The sequence below is a fragment of the Lacipirellulaceae bacterium genome (genome assembly GCA_040218535.1).
GTDB lineage: Bacteria > Planctomycetota > Planctomycetia > Pirellulales > Lacipirellulaceae > Adhaeretor.
Genome location: JAVJRG010000012.1, coordinates 144,567 through 165,096 on the forward strand (window position 1 = coordinate 144,567; position 20,530 = coordinate 165,096).

At 55.2% G+C, this 20,530-nt stretch carries 13 protein-coding genes and 1 tRNA gene; 5 read left to right on the top strand and 9 right to left on the bottom strand.

Annotation, left to right across the window (positions count from 1 at the left end):
* Nucleotides 1-98 precede the first annotated feature (98 nt).
* Nucleotides 99-1,352, bottom strand: coding sequence for a hypothetical protein (locus tag RIB44_14560; GenBank protein MEQ8617792.1), 1,254 nt, complete (start codon nt 1,350-1,352; stop codon nt 99-101).
* A 131-nt stretch (nt 1,353-1,483) separates the two neighbouring features.
* Between RIB44_14560 and RIB44_14565 the strand changes: the two genes are divergently transcribed.
* Nucleotides 1,484-1,557: transfer RNA gene (locus tag RIB44_14565), tRNA-Arg, on the top strand.
* 67 nt (nt 1,558-1,624) lie between these two features.
* On the opposite strand, the gene RIB44_14570 is transcribed toward RIB44_14565, so the two are convergent.
* A complete protein-coding gene (locus RIB44_14570) occupies nt 1,625-3,637 on the bottom strand; it encodes a right-handed parallel beta-helix repeat-containing protein (GenBank protein MEQ8617793.1) in 2,013 nt (670 codons plus the stop codon).
* Between the two features lie 443 nt (nt 3,638-4,080).
* Between RIB44_14570 and RIB44_14575 the strand changes: the two genes are divergently transcribed.
* Both RIB44_14575 and RIB44_14580 read left to right on the top strand, forming a co-directional pair.
* Nucleotides 4,081-4,842, top strand: a complete 762-nt coding sequence (locus RIB44_14575; protein ID MEQ8617794.1) for an NAD-dependent deacylase — start codon at nt 4,081-4,083, stop codon at nt 4,840-4,842.
* Nucleotides 4,843-5,586: 744 nt separating this feature from the next.
* Complete coding sequence (locus RIB44_14580) at nt 5,587-7,095, top strand: hypothetical protein (protein MEQ8617795.1); 1,509 nt, start codon at nt 5,587-5,589, stop codon at nt 7,093-7,095.
* Nucleotides 7,096-7,155: 60 nt separating this feature from the next.
* Here RIB44_14580 and RIB44_14585 read toward each other — a convergent pair whose 3' ends face one another.
* From RIB44_14585 to RIB44_14605, 5 genes are all read right to left on the bottom strand, one after another.
* Nucleotides 7,156-8,976, bottom strand: a complete 1,821-nt coding sequence (locus RIB44_14585; GenBank protein MEQ8617796.1) for a DUF5060 domain-containing protein — start codon at nt 8,974-8,976, stop codon at nt 7,156-7,158.
* 415 nt (nt 8,977-9,391) lie between these two features.
* Complete coding sequence (locus RIB44_14590; GenBank protein ID MEQ8617797.1) at nt 9,392-10,267, bottom strand: PEP-CTERM sorting domain-containing protein; 876 nt, start codon at nt 10,265-10,267, stop codon at nt 9,392-9,394.
* 72 nt (nt 10,268-10,339) lie between these two features.
* The gene (locus RIB44_14595) at nt 10,340-11,410 is read right to left on the bottom strand and encodes a hypothetical protein (protein ID MEQ8617798.1); all 1,071 of its coding nucleotides are present in this window, start codon (nt 11,408-11,410) and stop codon (nt 10,340-10,342) included.
* Between the two features lie 207 nt (nt 11,411-11,617).
* Nucleotides 11,618-12,268: a response regulator transcription factor gene (locus tag RIB44_14600; protein MEQ8617799.1), complete on the bottom strand. Its 651-nt coding sequence runs from the start codon at nt 12,266-12,268 to the stop codon at nt 11,618-11,620.
* 12 nt (nt 12,269-12,280) lie between these two features.
* Nucleotides 12,281-14,143, bottom strand: a complete 1,863-nt coding sequence (locus RIB44_14605; protein MEQ8617800.1) for a histidine kinase — start codon at nt 14,141-14,143, stop codon at nt 12,281-12,283.
* A gap of 238 nt (nt 14,144-14,381) precedes the next feature.
* Here RIB44_14605 and RIB44_14610 point away from each other — a divergent pair, with 238 nt between their 5' ends.
* Both RIB44_14610 and RIB44_14615 read left to right on the top strand, forming a co-directional pair.
* A complete protein-coding gene (locus RIB44_14610; GenBank protein ID MEQ8617801.1) occupies nt 14,382-16,757 on the top strand; it encodes a sulfatase in 2,376 nt (791 codons plus the stop codon).
* A 151-nt stretch (nt 16,758-16,908) separates the two neighbouring features.
* Entirely contained in the window at nt 16,909-17,460 is a 552-nt protein-coding gene (locus tag RIB44_14615) for a hypothetical protein (protein ID MEQ8617802.1), read from the top strand.
* Between the two features lie 142 nt (nt 17,461-17,602).
* Here RIB44_14615 and RIB44_14620 read toward each other — a convergent pair whose 3' ends face one another.
* On the bottom strand, nt 17,603-19,081 hold the full coding sequence (locus RIB44_14620) for an ankyrin repeat domain-containing protein (protein MEQ8617803.1): 1,479 nt from the start codon (nt 19,079-19,081) through the stop codon (nt 17,603-17,605).
* Between the two features lie 17 nt (nt 19,082-19,098).
* The gene (locus RIB44_14625; GenBank protein MEQ8617804.1) at nt 19,099-20,463 is read right to left on the bottom strand and encodes a DUF1552 domain-containing protein; all 1,365 of its coding nucleotides are present in this window, start codon (nt 20,461-20,463) and stop codon (nt 19,099-19,101) included.
* Nucleotides 20,464-20,530: the final 67 nt, after the last annotated feature.

Here is a 20,530-nt window from a genome sequence, read left to right on the forward strand (position 1 = left end):
GAAAAGCAATTGAGAGGCTATTTGAGAATGGCTTGATGGCAAGGCGTTTGCTTACCCTGGCATCTGACGGGGGTCCAATTCCGAACACTGGTTACTTCTCAGATTTTAAGGTTTGCTTTGCTGCGTTTCAGTGAACTCCTCACCCATTCAACGACATCTTTACTCTCGGGCGAAACAGGCTTCATGTAGACATCAGCTACTTGAGAGCTCGCCGAGTGGCCTAGCCATCGCTTCATCTCGCCTATTGAGCTACCGGGCCGTGAGCCAAACTCAGTAGCCCCTAGATGCCTCAAGGTGTAGAAGCCTCCAAGAGAATCACACGGCTTCCCTAGTTTTTTTCTCAATCTTTGCCACCAGAGGCCAATCGAGTCGCTATTGCCATGAACGAGCGGCATGCCCTGCTCAGTGCGAAACATCAAGCTATCTGACTCATGCGAAGAGTTCTCTAAGTGAGCAAGGATGGATTTCCAGACAAGCTTTGGTGTCTTGCCGTAGCGTTCGATGCCAGTCTTGCTCCTTCGCAAGTCGTAGCCTCTCTCATCAAACTGATTGACATGCACTTTGGCTAGGTCACGTTGACCAAATCCGCAGCCAATCGCCATCCAGACCATCGCAGTACGATGAGCGTCACAATGACTAAGTACCAGCTTAAGCTGTTTGAGTGTTGGCAGCTTCCGCGACTCCGACGCTTTCCCGTGGGAAACGTCACGAGCCTCCCAATTCCAGGGTAGCAGTTGCTCACCGTATTCCGGACGTCCTGCACGGTCGATTATCGCTTTAACCAATCTCATGCGTTTCTTAACCTGCGAAGCCGAGTAGCCTGCCGATACCAGCAATTGGTTGTACGCCTCAATGTCATGCATCTGCAGATCAACGAGCATTATTCTGCCAGCAGCCCCTTGGCCGTGCCGCGTGTTGAGAAACTTAAGAAACTCCTGGGCAAACTGCTCTCTAGAACCGTACGTCTTCTTAGTGATCGTCCCCTTGCGTCGAACCCCGTCATCGGGTGCGATACGTGACTGTTCAAAATGAAGAAGCCCAGACGTTACTTCGAGCAGACTCCCTGGCACCGCTTCAGTACCCACTGAACTATCGCTGGGCTTCGGGGCTGCGAGTTGATGAGTTAGCTTCCTGCGAGATGGCTTTGGCTGTGCAGCGGGAGCTTCGCCCCTTAGGTGTGAAACTACCCATTCATGGTACATCACTTCTGCTTCCTCCTGACTTACCATCCCAAAACGCTTTCGCCTTGGGCTGCCGGTCTCAGGGTCGCGATAGGAAGCGTGCCACCCAATCTTCTGACTGTTCGTATACCGCAGCTTCGGCACTCGTTTCTTGCGGTGCTTTGTGGGCATTGCTACAATTCTCCATTCGCCGTTGTTCGCGGCTGTTCCCCTCCAAGAATAGACAGCCGAGCTAGGTCTTGTTGCTGAATTGTAGTACGAGCAACGAGAGAAATGTAGTATGGCGGACCAAAAAACACTCAGTCCCCGTAGCTCAACTGGATAGAGCGTCGGCCTCCGAAGCCGAAGGTTACTGGTTCGAATCCAGTCGGGGGTACTTGAGCGAGGCATTCGCTGCAGTACTCGGTTTCTAGCCTGCGCCATGCGCACGCTGTTTGAATTGGCTAGGGTTTCTGAGAATCCTCTTGCGAGAGCTGGTTCCACTCTTTTGGCGGAAGCTCACCGTCTTTCAATAGTGGTAAGCCATGCCAGACCTTGAAAGTATTCTCTCCCTTTTCGAGAGCTTGGAACGGCCCCGGCTTTCGTCCGTCTGGGCCGTCAAAGTCATTCGAAAGGTAGTCCTTCGAGACTTTGGGGTGAGCGAATGTCTTTACCGATTTGGGGTCTAAGGCGAGTCGCAACGTAAGCGTCTGGTCTTTTTCGTCATAGCTCACTTCGCTGGCCGAAGAAAGTTGACTATGGCGATCGTTCTCTAGCCCATGACTCTGCCAGAACTGACGCCAACCTTCGAAAGAGATTCGCACGTGTCGGTCGCCGGTGTCTTGCGGAAGAATCTCCTTGCCTGAATCGGCACTCACCAAGTCAATGAATTCCTCTTCACTCCAAGGCGAGGGCTTTTCGGATCGGCTGTTCATGTGAAATACTTTTTCGTCGCGGCTACATCCGTAAAGGTTGTAGTCGAACCTCTGTGGTCCACTGCGATGCGAAGGATAATTCACATCCAAGATCACCGAATTGTCCAGCATGAGGTTATTGTAAAAAGTATGGTGATACGTTTTCGTCCTCGCGGAGACTTGCCTGATGTACACTGCCTGACCGTACTCGCGTTGTTCCTTCGTCCCTGCCAACAAGTTGTGGACGAACGTCGCCCCGGAAGCGTCGTGGATGTAGACGGGGTTTTCATGATTACCCACCACAATGTTGTTATCGACGAGCAGACGATCAAAGTCGTAGTCGCTCATTTCAAGAAAAATGCCCGCGCGTCCGTTATTGCACAAGACGTTTCTCGTCACGCGACTGTCTGGGAACTGATTGTCGAGCCAGACTCCGTAGGTCAGCAGGTTATCAGCCACGTAGTTGCTCTCGATCAGGCCATCTCGAAAGTGATGGCACTTGATGCCAGCCTGCTCCCAGCGTTTCATTCCGAGGAAGTTTAAAAGGTTGTTACGCAGAATGACGTTGCCACGAATCACCATGTTCTGAGAACGGTTGGAGAGAATCCCGGCGGAGCCATTCTCGACGACATAGTTTTCCTCAATCAGGTTGTCATGAGGAACCATGTCGCGCGGCGTGCGCTTATCAACATAGCCGGCATCAATGGCAAAGGATTTGGCGTGCCGGATAAGGTTGCGACGGAGGATCCAATGATGTCCTGCCTCGATCCCCAGTGCGCCTTTCTGGGCATTAGCATCGGTCGTCCAGAAATTGGTCGGGTATTGGTTCCCGCAATGCTCCATGATGAAGCCTTGCACGGTGATGTAGCCTAGTCCCCGTTTGGTAGGCGCAAAAATGCGGCGGCGCGTCGTGAGTTCGACAAACTGTTCAGCCGGGTTGGTTTCGCCAAAATGGACGTAGATGTTCCCCGAGGATTTCTCAAAGTGCCAGCAACCCGGTTCGAGTTCTTCGTTGAAGGGAACTTCCTTGAAGCGTGCTCCGTCCACAAACACCTGCCCGCAAGTGTAGACGATTGTCTCGTCCCCCTTGAACCCGCGTTCAACTTCTCTTCGCCCCTCGCGTTGCCAAGGAGTGGAGGCCAACTCAACTTCCAAGGGATTATGACTGTCGGGATACTCGTCCTGGAGATCATTGAACAAGGCAGGGTCAGGAATCGCACAATAGATTCCCTCCCCCACTTCGATCCATTCCGGCTGCCAAACTTCGGAGCCCTTAAGAATCACCCGCTCTCCGGCAGCCGCCTGGTAAGTAATCCGCTTCCCGGGCTCGCCCCCGCGTGGAGGTGCAACACGCTCACGGTAAACACCTTCCCGCACGATCACCGTGTCCCCAGGTTGTGCAAGCACCGCGCCACGGGAAATCGTCCTTAGCGGATCCTCCGAAGTCCCCGGATTTGAATCTTCTCCGCCCGTCGAGACATAAAACGTGGTGGCGTGACTATTTGGAATAAGGCTAAGCGCAACGAACACGCAGCCACAGGCGAGCAAAACTTGACGAGACATAACGATCCGGCGATTGATTTTAGTAACTCAAACTGAAAAGGGTATTACCACGGAGTCACGGAGGGCACGGAGAAACTGCGGGAGAATAAAGATTGATGACGACTCAACGCTCGGCAGGCTTCTTTCCCATTCTCCTCCGTGCTCTCCGTGACTCCGTGGTAAAATTATTCCTGGCTTTCACTTTGAGTTCGTAATAATTGGAATGGTGCGGCCTAACGTCAGCAAAGACCTTTCCAGAAAGAATGACGTCCGCTGGAAGGCTGCTTTCATGCCCGACCTAAACCCCTATTGAGTTGCCCTAACGCTAGGGACTTGCGAGAGCGACGATAGCCACTGTAAAAATTCTCTGGTTTTACGCCTAGGAGGTCCGCTAACATGAATCCATGCGTCACTGCACGCCCGGGGCGCAGCGCGGTTGACTCAATTCGATCATACAAGCAGCAATGAAAGAGCATCTCGATCCTGTCGCCGAGAAGATTGCTCAGTGGCTGAAAGAGGCCGAGCATGCCGTTGTGTTTACGGGAGCAGGGATCAGCACGGAGAGCGGCATCCCTGACTTTCGCTCGCCCGGCGGGGTCTGGTCGAAGTATCGGACCGTCTACTACGACGAGTTTCTAGCCGATGCCGACGCACGGCACGAGTATTGGCGGCAGAAGGCCGAGGGGCATCAAGAGTTTGCCGACGCACAGCCCAACGACGGCCATAAGACCCTCGCCAAATGGGAACGGCTCGGTTTGATTCGCGGAGTCATCACCCAGAACATTGACGGTTTGCACCAACTGGCCGGCAATCAGGCGACTCTCGAGTTGCACGGAACCGCCCGACAAGTTCAATGCCAGGACTGTGGCGCGCGGTACGACGCGGCCCCCCTCGTGGATGAATTTCTCAAAACGGATCGCGTTCCTGCTTGTCGCGATTGCGCGAAAGGGCGGCTCAAACATGCGACGGTCTCCTTCGGTCAATCGCTGCCGGTTGAGGTGTTTCAGCAGTCTGCCGCTTGGTCCCGCCAAGCTGATCTTTTCTTGGCAATCGGCTCGTCGCTGGTTGTCTCGCCGGCAGCCGACTTACCAGCCCTCGCCACGCGAAGCGGCAGCCGACTGGTGATTATCAATCGCGACAGCACTCCGCTCGATCACCTTGCCGATGAGGTGATCCGGGAATCGATTGGTGAAACGCTGTTGAGCGTTGATCGATACTTAGAGTGAACACCTGGAGAAGGGTGACACTGCTGGCTTGTTTCAGATAGCCCTTTATATGGGATCGAAAGCAATTATTCGGTATGGCAATCGTGCCCACGCTGCCTACTACCAGCAGTGCAGCTACCGGAATGCCAACGAGTGATGCTGTACCCTGAGAAAGCACTGCTGGTCAACTACAAACGGGTGAGTTGAAAGCAGCCTGTGCAGAGGGGTGATACCGATCCAGCTAATCAGCCGCGACAAGCCAGCAGTGGCACCCGGCGTCTTTGAAACCCTCCGGGAAACGATGCTTGGCATTAGCATCATGCCAATAAACAAACGCCGAGGATTCTAGTCCTCTGCGTTCGAATCTTTCCGGAAAAGGGTCAGAAGTGGGAAAGTCAGCCACCGTATTTTTTGGCCGTCCCTACCATGCAAAAATTCTATTGGAGAGAGATTGGCAATGCTGGATTAGCTTCCAAGAGCTGGTTAAAATGATTTCTCAATACATTCTTTTTTCGAGACACCTGGATGAATAGCCGCTTCGTATTTTTCCTGATATTTAGCATATCAACGTTTCAAAATGCCGCGCTTTGCAGCACCAGGACGGTGATCCTCAGCGACGACTCCTTGCCCGGGCTTGCAAACGATATTTCCTCTTTTGGCAATAGACCGCAAATCAACAATCAAGGGCTGGTAGCTTTCGATGTTTTTGCAGGGAATGGCTCTGGGGAGAGTGGATTATGGACGAGAGATGTTGCAGGTAACACCTTGGCAGTCGCATTGAAAGGCGACGACGCGCCTGGAACTGCCACCGGCGTCGAATTCCGCGAGATTCAGCGGTACATTCTCAACAACCAAGGACAAGTCGCCTTCGAAGCAGATTTGATGGGCACCGATGTTACTTCGAGTAGCCAACGTGGCATTTGGAGCCAAGAGAATGGTAGCGAGCTAAAGCTGGTTGCTAGAGCAGATTCGATTGCTCCTGGCACTGGGGATGCTGAAAAGTTCTTCAGCTTTATCAACATAAGGTTTAATGACGCGGGCGAGACAGCTATCCTTGGCCAGTTAGCGACACAAAGTACCCATAATGTGGGTCTGTGGAGTGACCGAAACGGTAGCGACCTAGCTCTTGTGGCACGAGCGGGAAGCCCAGCTCCAGATGTTGAAACGGGGGTTACTTTTGGTGCAGGCTTTAACTTTGGTGGATCTGTTTTTTCATTTAATGACAACGGCAACAGCTCGTTTCTTGGAGCCCTTGAAGGTCCAGGTATCGACAGTACCAACAACATTGGTATTTGGAGCGAAGAGGGAACAAATGGGCTCAAATTGGTTTCTCGAAAAAGCCAACCCTTGGACACGTATGTGCCTACGATTGCGTCCAACAACAACGACCAAGTTGCTTTCATTTTCCAAGCGTTCATGCCTCGCACTCAGTTTGTAGGAGACAGCAGCGGCGTAACCAACATCACCACTACTGGCGACGCGGCACCTGGAACGGGCGATAGTTTCCTTGGCTTCCCTTTTCCGACTGTCATCAACGGAAGAAACGAGATAGCATTTCTAAATTCGACGACCGGGACTGGAAACCCACAAGGCGTATGGAGCGGAGGAGAAGATGGCCTGCGGCTCGTTGCCCTCAGTGGCAAACAAGCTCCAGGAACCAATGAAGGTGTCGTTTTTGCGGGCTTCGAGGGTGTTGCTGCTGGGCTCGATACTTTTTTTGCCCCGGCGTTTAATGGCAATGGACAGACTGCCATCATGGCGGCACTGTCTGGAAACGGCGTAGACGGTAGCAACGATATTGGCATATGGGCAGAAGATCCGTCAGGTGACTTGCAACTAGTAGCTCGTGAGGGCGATACGATCGACGTTAATGATGGTCCAGGCGTCGATTTGCGGACTGTCTTCTCACTGAACTTCGTACGAGAGACAGGTAATGAAGATGGTAAGGCAAGCGGCTTTAATGATTTAGGCCAACTGGTGTTTCACGCAAGCTTCACCGATGGAAGCCAAGGCATCTTCGTTTCAAATCAGGCTGCTATCCCACAGTCCTACGGCGACTTTGATGCCGATGGAAATGTGGGGGGGTCAGATTTCCTCGCCTGGCAACGCGACGATGCCACAGCAGCAGGATTAGCAGCTTGGCAAAACAACTACGGTATAACCAACCAGTCACTCTCGGCTACACAATCGGTACCAGAGCCGAACTCTATTTGCTTCGCTACCAGTCTAATTCTGTTACTGTTAGCTCGAAGCCAGACAAAGAACCGCACGTAATCGCAAGTAATCCGACAAAGCGAACGCTCGCCACGGGTAAATGAAGACCTGAAGCAACCTCTAGTTCTTCGATGGCTCACTGATCCGAACCACAGCCAGCCAGTCTTGCTCTGGTTCGCTTGGCGGGTTGCCAAGGTCGACTTGGCCGCCGCCTTTCACTTCTTTCACAGAATCAGACGCCAAAGGCCCGCCTTCGCGCGGGTTGAACCACTCGACGCTGAACGCGCCTTCGGCACCTGTGAGATCGAGCGAGAGATCACCCTGCTCCTTACGAAAAACCAAGTACAGCTTGCCAGGCTCCTGCAAGCAATAAGCGTTCTTGGTTGAGAGCTTCTTGTTCGCGTTCTTCATCTTCCAAAAAGGAATCTCGTGATCTTTGAAGAACTGCAAGGCAAGGCGGCTTTGCGTCCACATGTTCTCTCGCACGCGGAAGTCCTGGCAGGTCAGATCGCTATGGGGATGCTTGTAGCCGAAGTACCACTCGACCCCCGCACCACCAGCCATTAGGTTCCCCCACAAGGCATTCTTGCGTGCGTTGTCGTGGGTTGGGTTTTCCGCGTCGGTCACCAAGGAATGTTGAGCATCACCGGGCTCGTCACAAGCCACGACCCAAGGCTTACCCGCCTGAACAGACTTGTTGAGATACCGTAACGTGCTTCCATGCACATGGCTAAAGTCCGGCTGGCTTGTCTGCAGCGAGAATCCGGTCAGCTTCGAGGCGTCGCCCAGCATATCGTAGTGGTTGTTGCCGTTATGAATGACCTGATGGTGTCGATACGGATCATGCGTCCAGAAATAGTTACTCCAGGCGACCTTTTTCTCGGTGCTGACCTTGTGCCCAAGTCCGACCTCTTCGCCAAGGTTCCAGTTCAAAGCTAAGTGATGTCCGAACCGGGCGATGAGTTCTCGGTAATACAGCTTTCGCTGCGGACCCAGTTCGCCGTTGTCCAAGAGATTCACGTTCTCTGCTTCCTGCGTCTTGAAGTGCAGGTACATACCCATCTTCTGGCCGTGGCTGAAGACGATCTCCCACTGATCCATTCGCGAGCAATCAATTCGCATCCGCTCATCATAGTTCGTATAGGGAAACACGTTGCGGTCGTCGCCGATGATGTTGAGCGTGATGAATGAGAACACATTTAAACCTTGCGACGCGAGATAGTTGATTGCTCCGATGATTCCTTTCCCTTTCCCCTCCTGCCATGTGGGATCTCCCGGTTGCCAATCTTTAATATGGGGTCCCCAGTTCTTGACGAGCTGATCTTTATGGCCGTCGGTTTTGAAATCGCCATCGAACTCCTCATAAGCAAGGAAGTTCTCCGGCGCGTCGGCACCAGCTTTCAGAAAGAACTCTCCCGTACCGGCAAACTGCAGATGATGCTTTCCGACGTAATCGAGGCGACCTTTGCCACGCAGATCGCGACCCTTTTTATCGGTCGCTTCAATCTTGAAAGTCCCCTTCAGTCCGTCAACGCCTTCGACGGCTGATCCTGGGCCGGCATCGTCAGAAATGGCAACGCTCGGTCCTGCTCGAAACGAAACTTCGTAGGTCCACTCGCCAGCGTGGTCGGGCGCGAGGTGCGCACGCCACTTGTTCCCTGTACTGGCCGAAGTATTGGCCGCATCACCGTCCGCTGCGAAATAGCCCGGTACGTTGTAAGTCAGCCCTGATTCCGCGTGGTGGAATTTCACCTGCAGACGAAAATCGAGAAACGGATTCGGATCGCCCTCTTCTGAGGCCTCAGGACCGGCGAGTGTCAGCGTCACTTTATGCCACTGCTGCAGTTCGCCCGTGACCGATAAGTCAGATGCTTTAGCCGTTACGGACAGAATCGATATTGCGAGAGCTGCGCTGATCCCAAAGTTGACGCAAGGCTTCATAGTCATGCCTTTTTCAAGAGAAAGTTATCCAGAGAGCTTTGTGGCGTAGTGCATTGTGGCATAGTCGAGTTTTTTTGTACTCGACCCTCACTTAGTTACAGATGCTTGGGTACAGAATTCCCTCGTAACCACGTCACCAATTTAGGTGGTAAACCGCCCGCAGTAAACAACTGGGGCGTTCTAGCCCACCACGGGAGGTACTACGCGCCGAATCGGTCGTTTCGGACTCGAAAGTGCCAACGAAAGCGGCGATTTTCACCCGCGAAGCATGACTTTGGCCGTGACACGGGAATCCAGCAAAGATCAAAGCCAACCTACCCGCTATAGGATGCCGGGCAGATTGGCTTCGCTTGGAGTTCGCTGATGAGCGACGTCTGTTGATCCTGCGCTGCGGAGCGCGAATTCACCCGGCGAGTCACTGTCGACGGCGTCGGAGTACGGCAGCACCGGTCATCGTCAGCAGCAAGCAGGTTGCTGACGCGGGTTCGGGGACGGCGGCAATCCGAATCTCACCGACTCCCCGAAAGGTGCCCGTGATGTCGATGATCAGATTGAACCCGTTGTCGTCAAACGGAAGTTGGGTGTTTTCTAGGAGGGTGGTCACCGCAACGCTATAAACGCGTTCGTCCCCATCGATTCCCACGAAGTCAATTTGCACATCGTTGACGACCCCCGTCGAAATGGAATCGTTGAATTGATCGACCGGCGTGTCGGCCAGACTAAAGGTCTCGTCAATGGGGACGGCCCCCAGGAACGAGGTGAGCGTTCCGTCGATATCAACCGTCCCCTGTCGAGCGACCAGATTCGTATTTCCAGACTCGAACGATCCGTCCGGGTTCACAGCAATCGGTCCCCCTTGCGTACGCAAGAAACCCTTGATGCCGTTGGGGACGACATCAGCATCGATACTGATGAGCCCGTTGTTGAACAAGACCTCAATCGCACCGCCGGTGAACACGTGCGAAATATCACCCGGCTCGCCAACGAATTCAATGCTGCTGGCAAATGGATTGTCGAGGTCGGAGAAGTCGATATCCAAATCGACTTGGATGCCCGTCTGGTTCTCGTCAATGTAATCGACGGTGACGGGCCCACCCTCGATATCGACCCCAAGTCCGGGCTCGGTGATCTGGAAGAGCGTCTCGAAACGGTTATTCCCTGTTGACGGATCCTCCAAATCCAGATCAACCGAAGAGAAACTGGTGCTGAGTGCAAAGCTGGTATCACACTGGCCGCAGGTAAAGGCGAACGCCAAAAGAACGAAGATGGAACGGGAAGTTGGTTGAGTCATGTGTAGGTCTCGCTAGTCGGAAGGAGAGATCAATCGCGTCAAGCCGCGCGGAAGTTGTCAATTCAAGTCACTTTAGATTGATCTGTGGCTAGCGACTCCTCGATCTACGAAGCGACTTCGGCCAATTCGTCGAGAAGCAACGAGACCGGAACATAGGACAAGAAGCAAAGTTCCCGTCGCGGGCTCGGGGATTCCGGTAAACCCTGGAATCGTTAGCCGAGCGCCTGTGTCGAGTACGCGAATTGCGACATCGAGCGTGTTACTGCTGTCGATGTACGAGGTGCCTGTCCCGCTTGCGCCTGTACTCGCGTCGCCGATCACTGCAACGCCATAGGTGTTATTCGGATCGAGCGGGATGTCCATCTGATACGAGAAAACTGCTTCCTGCTGACCCGTGGGGCCGCTGCCTGTGGGCGTCACGGTAAAGTTGTCGCTCAGGTCGTTATCCCCCATCGTGAAGATTCCCGTGACTCCCCCGACTTCATCGGTGAAGTAGAAACCGCTTACCTCAGTCATCAGTGTTGGGTTTTCAGGATCGGTCACATTGATTAGTTGGATGCTAACTCCTTCGCTGAGGAACGCGTCGCCGGAGAAGTTCACCAAGCTATCCAAGTGGATATCCAGATTCACAATCGTTTGATCGTCAACGTCGTTGATCTCAAACGGCGTATAGTTCTTAGCAATCGCTTGCCCGTCGATGAACGGTCCATCCGGCTGTCCGATATCGGTCACTTTGCGTTGGTGAGTAGAGAACTCAGTGAACCCGTCCTGGAAGTTCCCAACGCCGCTGATGCTGTTGTCTGCCCACATGTCGTTGATCGTGAAGGGAACGTTGTCAGGGAAGAGATCCGAGAGGCCCTGACCACCGAGAGGAACTTCCTGCCCTGAAGTAAAACCGGGAATCGGTTCGACTTGATCCGAGGGCAAAGTAAAGCCGTTCAGTCCGGTCGTCGTTTCGTCGAACTGCCCCGATTCAAACATCGCGTAGGTGAGTTGCGTACCTGCGCTAAAGTTGAAGGGGAGAAAGTCGTCGCTGCTGTAGTCGAAGATCCCGTCGTCGAGAGGACCGGGAGTCCCCGTTGCCAAAACGGTTTGAGCCGTCAAAAGTCCGACGATGAGGGTTGCACTAATTTGTTTAAGCATGATTCTTCTCGGTGCCAAGTTGTGCATTGGGAGTAAGCTGACATCTCAGCCAAGAATCTCACGCAGTGAATTACACGAGAAGCTGGCTGATTGAACCATTCTTTCTCGCAGCAACCCGTGGGAAATCAGGAACAGCCGCCTAAGCACGTGGGCAATTGCCCTGATGGGCGCTTGTTCACCTGTCGAGAATCAGCAAGTGAAGTGCGACTATTGCGAGTCAATCAGCTCAAGATCAATCGCCGTACGGACCAATTCAGCCACACTGCCCACCTCGAGTTTGCGCATGATGTTCGAGCGATGCGACTCGACCGTCTTCACGCTAATGCCCAGCTTAGAAGCGATGCGCTTGTTCGTGTCGCCATTGGCAACGGCGTTGAGCACTTCCAATTCGCGTGCGGAAAGGCTGGGAGCGGGCTCGACTTGGTGACCAACCAAAAGGTTCGAGACACCCGCGCTGTAAAATCGCCGCCCCTGATAAGCCTCCTCAACGGCCCGCGTTAGGTCAGCAAACACCTCGTCCTTGAGCACATAACCCAACGCTCCGGCCTCCGCAGCACTTACGGCGTGTTCGGGCTTGCGGCTGCTGGTGAGGATAACCGCCGCGGAGGTAGGCTCCGCCTTGCGCCACTCTTTCAGCAGTTCGATTCCCGATTTCCCCTCTAATCGCAAATCAATCACAGCGACGTCAGGCTTGAGATCCATCAGGAGCGAGATCCCCTCCTCAGCACTGACCGCTTCACCCACGACTTCCAAGTTGGGCTGATCGTTGAATAACGCGACCAGCCCTTGCCGAAACATGGCGTGATCTTCGACGAGAACAACGCGAATCGACGGCGGGTGGTTGGAAGCAGTTGCCACGGACAAGTCTTATCAAATCGTCAGCGGTAAATCTACCTCGACCACGACGCCCCGTGGTTCGCGACGACGAATCCGGCTCATCCCGCCCAGCAACATCGCCCGGTCGCGAATGTTCAACAGCCCCTGTCCTGCCGATGGCCCCTGCTCCTCGGACGATTCATGACCTTCAGAAAAGCCGCTGCCGTTGTCTTCGATCCGAAGTCCCCAACCCGCGGGCAAAGGCTGCAACGTGACCCACGCCTGCTTCGCCTCGCCGTGTCGGAAGGCGTTGGTCAGCGCTTCTTGCACAATTCGGTATAGGTGCGACTTCATCGAGCTAGGCACGTCGCGATCTTCGGGAGCATTGACTTCCGTTCTGAGCCCGACCCGATGGCTCAGTTGCTCCGCATACCAGCGGATTGATTCGCCCAAGGTTCGATCGAACAAAAACGTCGGCTGAAGATCGTGCGACACATCGCGCAGCTCCTCAGTCGCTTGGCCAAGTCCTTCGGCAAGCGATTGAACGCTCTCGGCAAGTTCCGGAGAAGCGTCCGAAGCTTTCTGACTAAGCCGTTGCGCTTCAAGCCGCGAAGCCTGCAGAGATTGCGCGACACCGTCATGCAACTCTCGCGAAAGACGTTGACGTTCTTGCTCTTGCGCGGAGAGAACTCGTTGCGAGAGCTGATTCACGTTCCGCTGGGCGCTGTGGTAGGAGGAAACGGCACCCAGCAACATGCTGAACCGAAAAATCCACATCATCGAGAGTGGAAACAGCCAACGCCACAGACCGTTCGGCGAAAGCCACGGCGTATCCAAAGGGTATTGTGCCGCGAGCCAAATCACCGTTGCCAGGCCCGTCGCGACGGGGATCGACCCCGGCTTCCTCCGATACACGGCAATGCCAACCACCGTGGTCATCATGATCAACACCAGCATCGAACTGGTCCGCGACGCGATCGTTAATCCCACGCCCAGTGCCGTTGAAGGGCCAACGAACGACTCGGGGAAAATCCAGCGAATGGTCAACACCGCCACACAAGGGGCGACACAAACCCAAGTCCACTTCGGCATGCGTTGTCGAAAAAGCAAGACAACATAGATCAACAACGCCACGGTCGAAAGCACCCCGGCAGTCACGCCGAGAATGCGATTCAGCAGCGAGATTGTCTCTCCCTTGCCTTCATAGAAATTCGCAAGCGTTAAATTGAGAGGCGAACAGAACAGCAATACCTCAGAAACGAAAAGTGCCAACACGTCGCGCTCTTTGATCAACACCCAAAGAATCAGTGCCGCCAAGACGAACACCGCCGAAACACCCAGATCGATCCCGCGGACGACTCGATAGAACCGTTCTTCAGGGCGCATCCGTTGCAGCAATTGCTCGTACGGCCCGATTGTGACTGGCCCGACCACTTCAATTGCTTCACCCACCGATCGCTGCACTCGCATGCTCAGCACGTTTTGCTCACCGGGAATGAGCAGCCCCTCAGGAATCGGATACACGCGTACGGTGGGATCTAGTAGAGGCTTTCCCCAACCAATCTCGCCCGTGCTTCCAATCGGCTGACCATTGAGAAAGACTTGGTCGTTACGATAAACAACGCCCAAGGAGAGCCCCATCCCTTGAGTAGAAAAATCCAGCGGCACCTGAAACTCAAATCGCCCCCAAAGCGCCTGAAAACCGCCACGCTCCCTGGGCACCGGCCACACCCCCGGGAAGTTTGCTGTATTCCAACCGTCAGTGGCTAACTCGATCTCCGCGTAGGAGGGTTCGTCATCAAGGCTGACGCGAAGCACTCCCTCTAGAGGCAATGAATCTTCAGCCCAGGCCGATCCACCAAGCAGCAAACACAGTCCGAGGAGCGGTAGAGCGAAGGAGGCAGAAAACTTCGTCATCAAGCAGCGAGCTAGCAGTAGAAAACCGCGATTTCGAGGAGGTTAGTTTTCCTGCATTCTAAGCAGGCCCTGAAGGTCAAGCAAACGACCATCGAAACTGTTCTCGCAACCAGCGATATCCTGCGAAACTTATCCGCACGCCTGGTGTACAATAGGTAGTTCGCACGAAATCCAACCTCTTCATGCCACCGGGAACAACATCTTGAGACGAGGAGCCCTCTACCCGCTTTGCGCGCCGTTGCTGCTCGCGCTCGCGATATGCGCCACCTGTCCGCTGGCTAACGCACAGCCGAACATCATTCACATCGTGGCAGATGATTTAGGCTGGACCGACTTGGGCACGGGTGCCACAAGCTACGGCAACGGCTCCGACTTCTATCAGACACCAAACATCGACTCGCTAGCTGCAGGCGGCATGAGTTTCACCAGCGCCTATGCCGTGCAAACCTGCGTTCCCACGCGAGTCGCAATGCTCACCGGACAATACGCAACGCGGACCGGTGTTTACAACGTAGGGGTAGATATCTCAGGAAATGAGAACGACCTGCTCGTCGGAGCAGCGAACAACGGAATCATTGACCCTGCCGCCACGACCATCGGCGAGACCCTCCAGTCGGCTGGCTACACGACGGCTCATTTTGGCAAGTTTCACACAACCCAAAACGCCATGCAGATCACAAGCCAGCACGGCTACGATTTCAACTTCGGCGGCAGTACGACAGGTGGACCGGGAAGCTACTTTGCCGCAGGAGGCCAATTCGGCAACTCGATCAGCTCAGGACTCGACCCCTATGCCACGCCTTACACGCAAGCCTACGTGGATACGAACCTCAAACCTTATGCCAACGGCACTAATGTAGATTCACTCGTGGGTACCGACAAGCACCTGACCGATGCGATGGCCGACGCGGCGATTGACTTTATGGAAACCCAACTCGCCAGCTCGAGCGAACCGTTTTACATGAATGTCGCATTCAACGCCGTCCATACACCGATCGAGTCTCGGCCTGATCTTCACACAAAGTACAACGACATTCTTTCTAGCAACGGCGGTGTATCTCCCGACCCGCGGCACGACGATCCCGCCTACGCCGGGTTGCTGGAAGGAATGGATCAGGCGATTGCTCGCATCATTGATTTCGTGCAAGACCCAGACGGCAACGGTGACCAATCGGATAGTATTGCTGAGAACACCGTGGTGTTTTTCTACGGCGACAACGGTGGTTTTAGTGGTGTGACCGACAACACCCCACTCCGTTCGGGAAAGGGTTCGCAGTATGAAGGTGGCCTCCGCGTGCCTCTGATCGCGTGGGGACCAGGTACGATTGCAGCCGGTAGCGCTTCGGATGAACCGGTTCACGCGGTCGACTTTTATCCCACCTTTGCCGATTTCGGCTCAGCTCCGCTTCCCAACGCTTCATTGCATCCGACCGATGGAGAGTCGCTCGTCGGTCTGCTCTCTGGTCAAGAACCTGAACTTTCGCGCGACACCGTCTTCTTCCACTTCCCCGGTTACCAGGGTGCCAATGTGCCTGTCTCGACAGCCATGTTCGACGCGGGAGCCAACCGTTACAAGTTGATGTACTTCTATGAGAAGCGCACCTTCGAGCTTTATGACCTGAACAACGATCTCGGCGAAACGAACGACCTCGCCGAAGGCAACCTCACCCCGCTGCAATACAAACTGGCAGCGCGGGCGACACGTGAACTTCGCAACTGGCTCGACGAGACCGGCGCGTTGTACCCGACAGTGCGAGCCGACGGCAGTCCGGTCCCTGCACCGCAACACCTGCCTGCCGTTACCTTCGATCTCGACACCAGTCTTCACGGACTCACCTCGGCTCAGATCGACAAGCTAGGCATCACGCTTTTTCTTTCGGCTGGTGGCAACGCTGCTCAGTTCGATGCGGATGCAACCGGAGTAGGAGTCGTTTCCAGCTTCGACACCGGCACCGCCACGCAGCGTCGTCGCGTGAACGGCTCCTACACCACTCCTGAAACGATTGAATTCTCGTTCGATGAAGACGTCTTCTTAAAGTCGCTGCTGCTTGACGCGCTCAACACCAACGGCGAGGAAACGGTCACACTCAGTTTTGTCTCTGGTGACAATCCTTTCACCGGACTCACCGGCTACGACGACAATGGCTTGACACTTGATGCGGACTCACTCACCTTTGCTGCCGCGAACGCCGACGGGATGGAGCACCTTTTGGAGTTCGGTATCCTCGGCCAAGACGAGTTGTTCCTCACCGCCGGAACCGTCCTTTCTCTGACTGCCGATCCCGTGACTGGCGGCGGCATACTGCTTAACGCGATTTCAATCGCCCAACCTTTAGCGGCGATCGATGACATCTTGCTCGACTACGATCTCGACGGCCAAGTCACCGCGTCCGATTTGGCTCTCTGGCAAACCACCTATAACGCGACTGACGACTTACGTGCTGACGGCGACACAGACAACCAAGTCGGCGGAGGTGATTTTCTGCAGTGGCAGATTCACCGTGATGCCTCTACCGTGTTTTCCCAATCAGTCCCCGAACCGTCGACGCTGGCGACGCTCATTGCCGGAGCCGCGGTTCTGCTCAGCATGAGAAGATCGAAGAGCTTACCCTAGCTCGTCTGATTGGTACCCTTTACTTGATCGCACTCGGGAGTGGTATCTCCTCTACACTCCAAATCGTGCTGGGATTCGCAGGGAGTGATCGCTACAATCGTGGAAGTCGTTTGCGGAACAGCCGGCCAGACCACCTCGAAGCTTTCACACCATGAAGATGAAACGCACACTCCCGGTTGTTCTCGTCGCCTCGGTGGGAGTGCTCTTTTTTCGACCATGGCAGAGTGAATCTGAAACCGAAGAAGAGCTTCCCACGACGCAGACCAATGTCGAAACCGAATCGGTCAGTGACACGTCCATCGAACGGACTGGGCCACTGATTTGCCCAGGGACTTGGAAACAGAAGCCGCGCGAGGACGACTCAGGACGGCGTTATCTCAAGGTAGAGTCCGACGGCGTAGGCGAGCTAATCATCCAGCTCGATGGCACGCAGAAATTGGTGATCGGGTCAGGCGAAACGGTCGTCGACACCACTTGGCGAGTCGAAGACGAAACGATCACTTTCAAGCTAACCGGCGGCAAACCTGAGTCCGCCTACAAACGCCTCCTGGCCCTCGCGTTGGAAGAAGAAACCACATTCGTCATCCGATCAGCCGAGCCCAAACGCATCGTGCTCGAACACAGCACCGAAGGCGACATCACCGAGTGGAACCTCCAAGGCGATCCGCTCTGTTATGAGAAAACTCGAACGGATGAAGAGTAAGTCAACTAAACTGTCATTCCGACCGAGCGACAGCGACCGAGGAATCCGGCGTGCAGTACGGTTGGCATGACGACTCAACAGTTGTGCTGACCAGATTCCTCGGTCGGCGAGCCTCCCTTCGGAATGACATGAAAGCGAGCTATCAATTCGCGGCTCTAAACTGAAGCTTCGCCTTTTCCAAAGCCGCAATCGTCGGGGGCGAGGGCTTCAAGGAACCGGGCCGTTTCCCAGCGGCAATCATTTCCGGCGTGTGGCCGTATTTATTTTTCTTGTCCCAAACCTTTGGGTCCGCGCCGTGCTTGGCGAGTCGCGTGACCGCCTCGGGATAGTTGCGATAGGCGGCTCCGTGCATTGCCGTTTGACCTCGTTTGTCCTTAGCGTTGACATCGACGCCTAAGGAGACGAGCCAATCGATCGCGGCCAGCACTTCGTCGACCGTGCCCGGCTCTTCGCCAACGGCAATCACTCCGATCCCTGCCGAAGCCATAAGCGCGGTGCTCTCGTCAGCGTTCTTTGCGAGTGGATCGGCCCCCAATTCCAGCAGCAACTTCATCAACGGCATGTCAACGGTTTTTGCAGCGAGCAAGAATGGTGTGGCTCCCTTGTTGGAAAACACGGCTTCCGCGGAATGGCCTCGCTCAAGCCTCGCATTTACGTCAGCTCCCATTTCGACAAGCCGTCGTACGAACTGCAGACTGGTGACGCTCCCCGATCCTCGCGGGGGAGGATCGCCAGCCGGGTTGTCGCCGATACTGGTTCGTCTCACCCAACTCACGGCGTGCAGCGGCGTGAACCCGCTCTGTTGGTCGTTCGGATCAGCACCCAGTTCGACGAGCTTCAAAGCAAGCTCAAAGTGCCCGCTCTCAGTGGCGAGCATCAATGCCGTCATTCCTTTGCGTGGTGCCCGTTCTCCACCCCACTTGGGCTCCATCGCATGATTTACGTCGGCGCCGGCCTTGATCAGCGCAAGTGCCACTTCGATCTTCCCTTCACGCGCTGCGAACTTCAGCGCATCAAACCCGCTACCAATCGTGCGGTCCCGCTCCGCTCCCGCGTCGAGCAGCGCGTGAGCGATCTCAAGATGCCCTTCCGCCGCCGCCCACATCAGCGCCGTCTGGCCACGCTTCTCAGCAGCCTTCACCTTCGCGCCCGCATCAATCAGAAGCCTAAGCGTCTCCAGCGAACCACTCCGCGCCGCCAGCATGAGCGGCGTTTCCCCGCTGGGAAGTTTCCGGTTCACCTCGGCTCCCTCGCCAAGCAAGATCTCAACCAACTCCGCATCTCCGGCGTGCGCGGCAATCGAAAGCGGCGTCACCCCGTAACGTGTGCGAGAATCAATCTCAACACCCGTGGCAACGAGCGTGCCCACCGTCGGCACATGTCCGTGATACGCTGCCCAATGCAGCGCGGTCATCCCATCGGGTTGGGTGAGGCTGGGATCGTGGCCTTCGCGGAGGAGGGGCTCGATGAGGTTCCAGTCACGTTGCTCTGCGGCTTGGGCGAGTGCCGGGCCCTGCTTAGCGGATACTTCTTGCCCACAAGTTGAATCGCCTACGGCGAAGACGCAAGCGAATGTCAAAACGACACAAAGAAATCCGTGACGGACGCATTCATTATTCATCATTGATCGTTCATCACTCAAATCGCTACTGGCTCAAATAACGCCTCGACTTTCCCATCGCTGTCGGCGAACGTCTCCAACGGCACGCCTGCTTTGTTGAGGAGCGTGAGGTGCAGGTTGGCTAGCGGGGTTGGCTTATCGTAGTGGATGTGCCGTCCGCCACGCATATTGCCAGCGGCTCCGCCGGCAACGAGGATCGGTAGGTCGGTGTGATCATGGGCGTCGCCGTCGCCCATGCCGCTGCCGTAAAGGTAAAGCGAATGATCCAACAGCGTGCCGTTCCCCTCGGGTGTGGCGGCGAGCTTTTCTAAGAACTCTGCGAACAACGAGACGTGGAACGCGTTGATCTTCGCTACCTTGGCGAGCTTCTCCTCGTTGTGCCCGTGATGCGTCAACGGGTGATGCGGCTCGGAGACGCCGATCTCAGGGTAAGTACGCGTGCTTGCTTCTCTTGCCAACTGAAAGGTGACAATTCGCGTGATGTCGCCTTGGAAGGCGAGGACTTGCAGATCGAACATCAGCCGTGCATGCTCGGCATACTCCGCGGGCACACCGACGGGGCGGTCGAGATCGGGCAACGGGTTTTCTTTGACGTTGCTCTCGGCACGCTGGATACGTCGCTCGACTTCGCGAATACTCGTGAAGTAATCATCAAGGCGATTCCGGTCTGTCGCGCCGAGCTTCAAGTTCAGTCGCTTCATCTCTTCGGTGACCGAGTCGAGCAAGCTCGCTCGCTCCGCGATCGCTGCGCGTCGTTGGTCGGGCGTATCCCCTTCACCGAAAAGCGTTTCGAAGACCAAACGTGGATGTGCTTCCGAAGGCAACGGCGTCGTCGGTGAAGCCCACGACAGGTTGTTCTGATAGACGCACGCGTAACCATTGTCGCATTGGCCGATGTTGTTGAGCAGATCCATCGCCAACTCGAGCGAGGGCAACTGCGTCTGTTGACCGATATGTTCGACGGCAATTTGATCAACGGTCGCTCCCAAATAGTAATCCGCACTCTCGGTCCGCTTCGCGCGAGCCGCGCTCAAGAACGCTGCATTGGAAGTCGCGTGCGAGCCTGGGTAAGCGTTCTGCAATTCCATCCCGGTAACGACCGCCACTTGATCCTTCACGCCGGCGAGTGACTTGAGACTTGGTGTAAGCTCACCAAGGGCGGCGTCGCCTGAAGTCTTCACGCCAGCCGGCTTCCACTGCTTGGGATTAAAGCCCATCGGAATATAAACATATCCCAACCGCCGCAGCTTGTTTGGCGCAGCAGCCGTCTCCTTCAGCGAAGCCATCGCCGGCACCATCGCGTCGAGCAACGGTAAAGCCAACGCGGTGCCCGCGCCGCGAAGGAGTGTTCGTCGTGATAAGCAATTCTGAGTTCCAATCATAATGCGATCCCTTGACTAGGATGCACACTTAGGAGTCTCACGCAAAGGCGCAAAGACGCTAAGATGT

Coding starts and splice junctions, on each gene's coding strand:
- RIB44_14560 (MEQ8617792.1), bottom strand. CDS start 1,352: ATGCCCACAAAGCACCGCAAGAAACGAGTGCCGAAGCTGCGGTATACG.
- RIB44_14570 (MEQ8617793.1), bottom strand. CDS start 3,637: ATGTCTCGTCAAGTTTTGCTCGCCTGTGGCTGCGTGTTCGTTGCGCTT.
- RIB44_14575 (MEQ8617794.1), top strand. CDS start 4,081: ATGAAAGAGCATCTCGATCCTGTCGCCGAGAAGATTGCTCAGTGGCTG.
- RIB44_14585 (MEQ8617796.1), bottom strand. CDS start 8,976: ATGAAGCCTTGCGTCAACTTTGGGATCAGCGCAGCTCTCGCAATATCG.
- RIB44_14590 (MEQ8617797.1), bottom strand. CDS start 10,267: ATGACTCAACCAACTTCCCGTTCCATCTTCGTTCTTTTGGCGTTCGCC.
- RIB44_14595 (MEQ8617798.1), bottom strand. CDS start 11,410: ATGCTTAAACAAATTAGTGCAACCCTCATCGTCGGACTTTTGACGGCT.
- RIB44_14605 (MEQ8617800.1), bottom strand. CDS start 14,143: ATGACGAAGTTTTCTGCCTCCTTCGCTCTACCGCTCCTCGGACTGTGT.
- RIB44_14615 (MEQ8617802.1), top strand. CDS start 16,909: ATGAAGATGAAACGCACACTCCCGGTTGTTCTCGTCGCCTCGGTGGGA.
- RIB44_14620 (MEQ8617803.1), bottom strand. CDS start 19,081: ATGAATAATGAATGCGTCCGTCACGGATTTCTTTGTGTCGTTTTGACA.
- RIB44_14625 (MEQ8617804.1), bottom strand. CDS start 20,463: ATGATTGGAACTCAGAATTGCTTATCACGACGAACACTCCTTCGCGGC.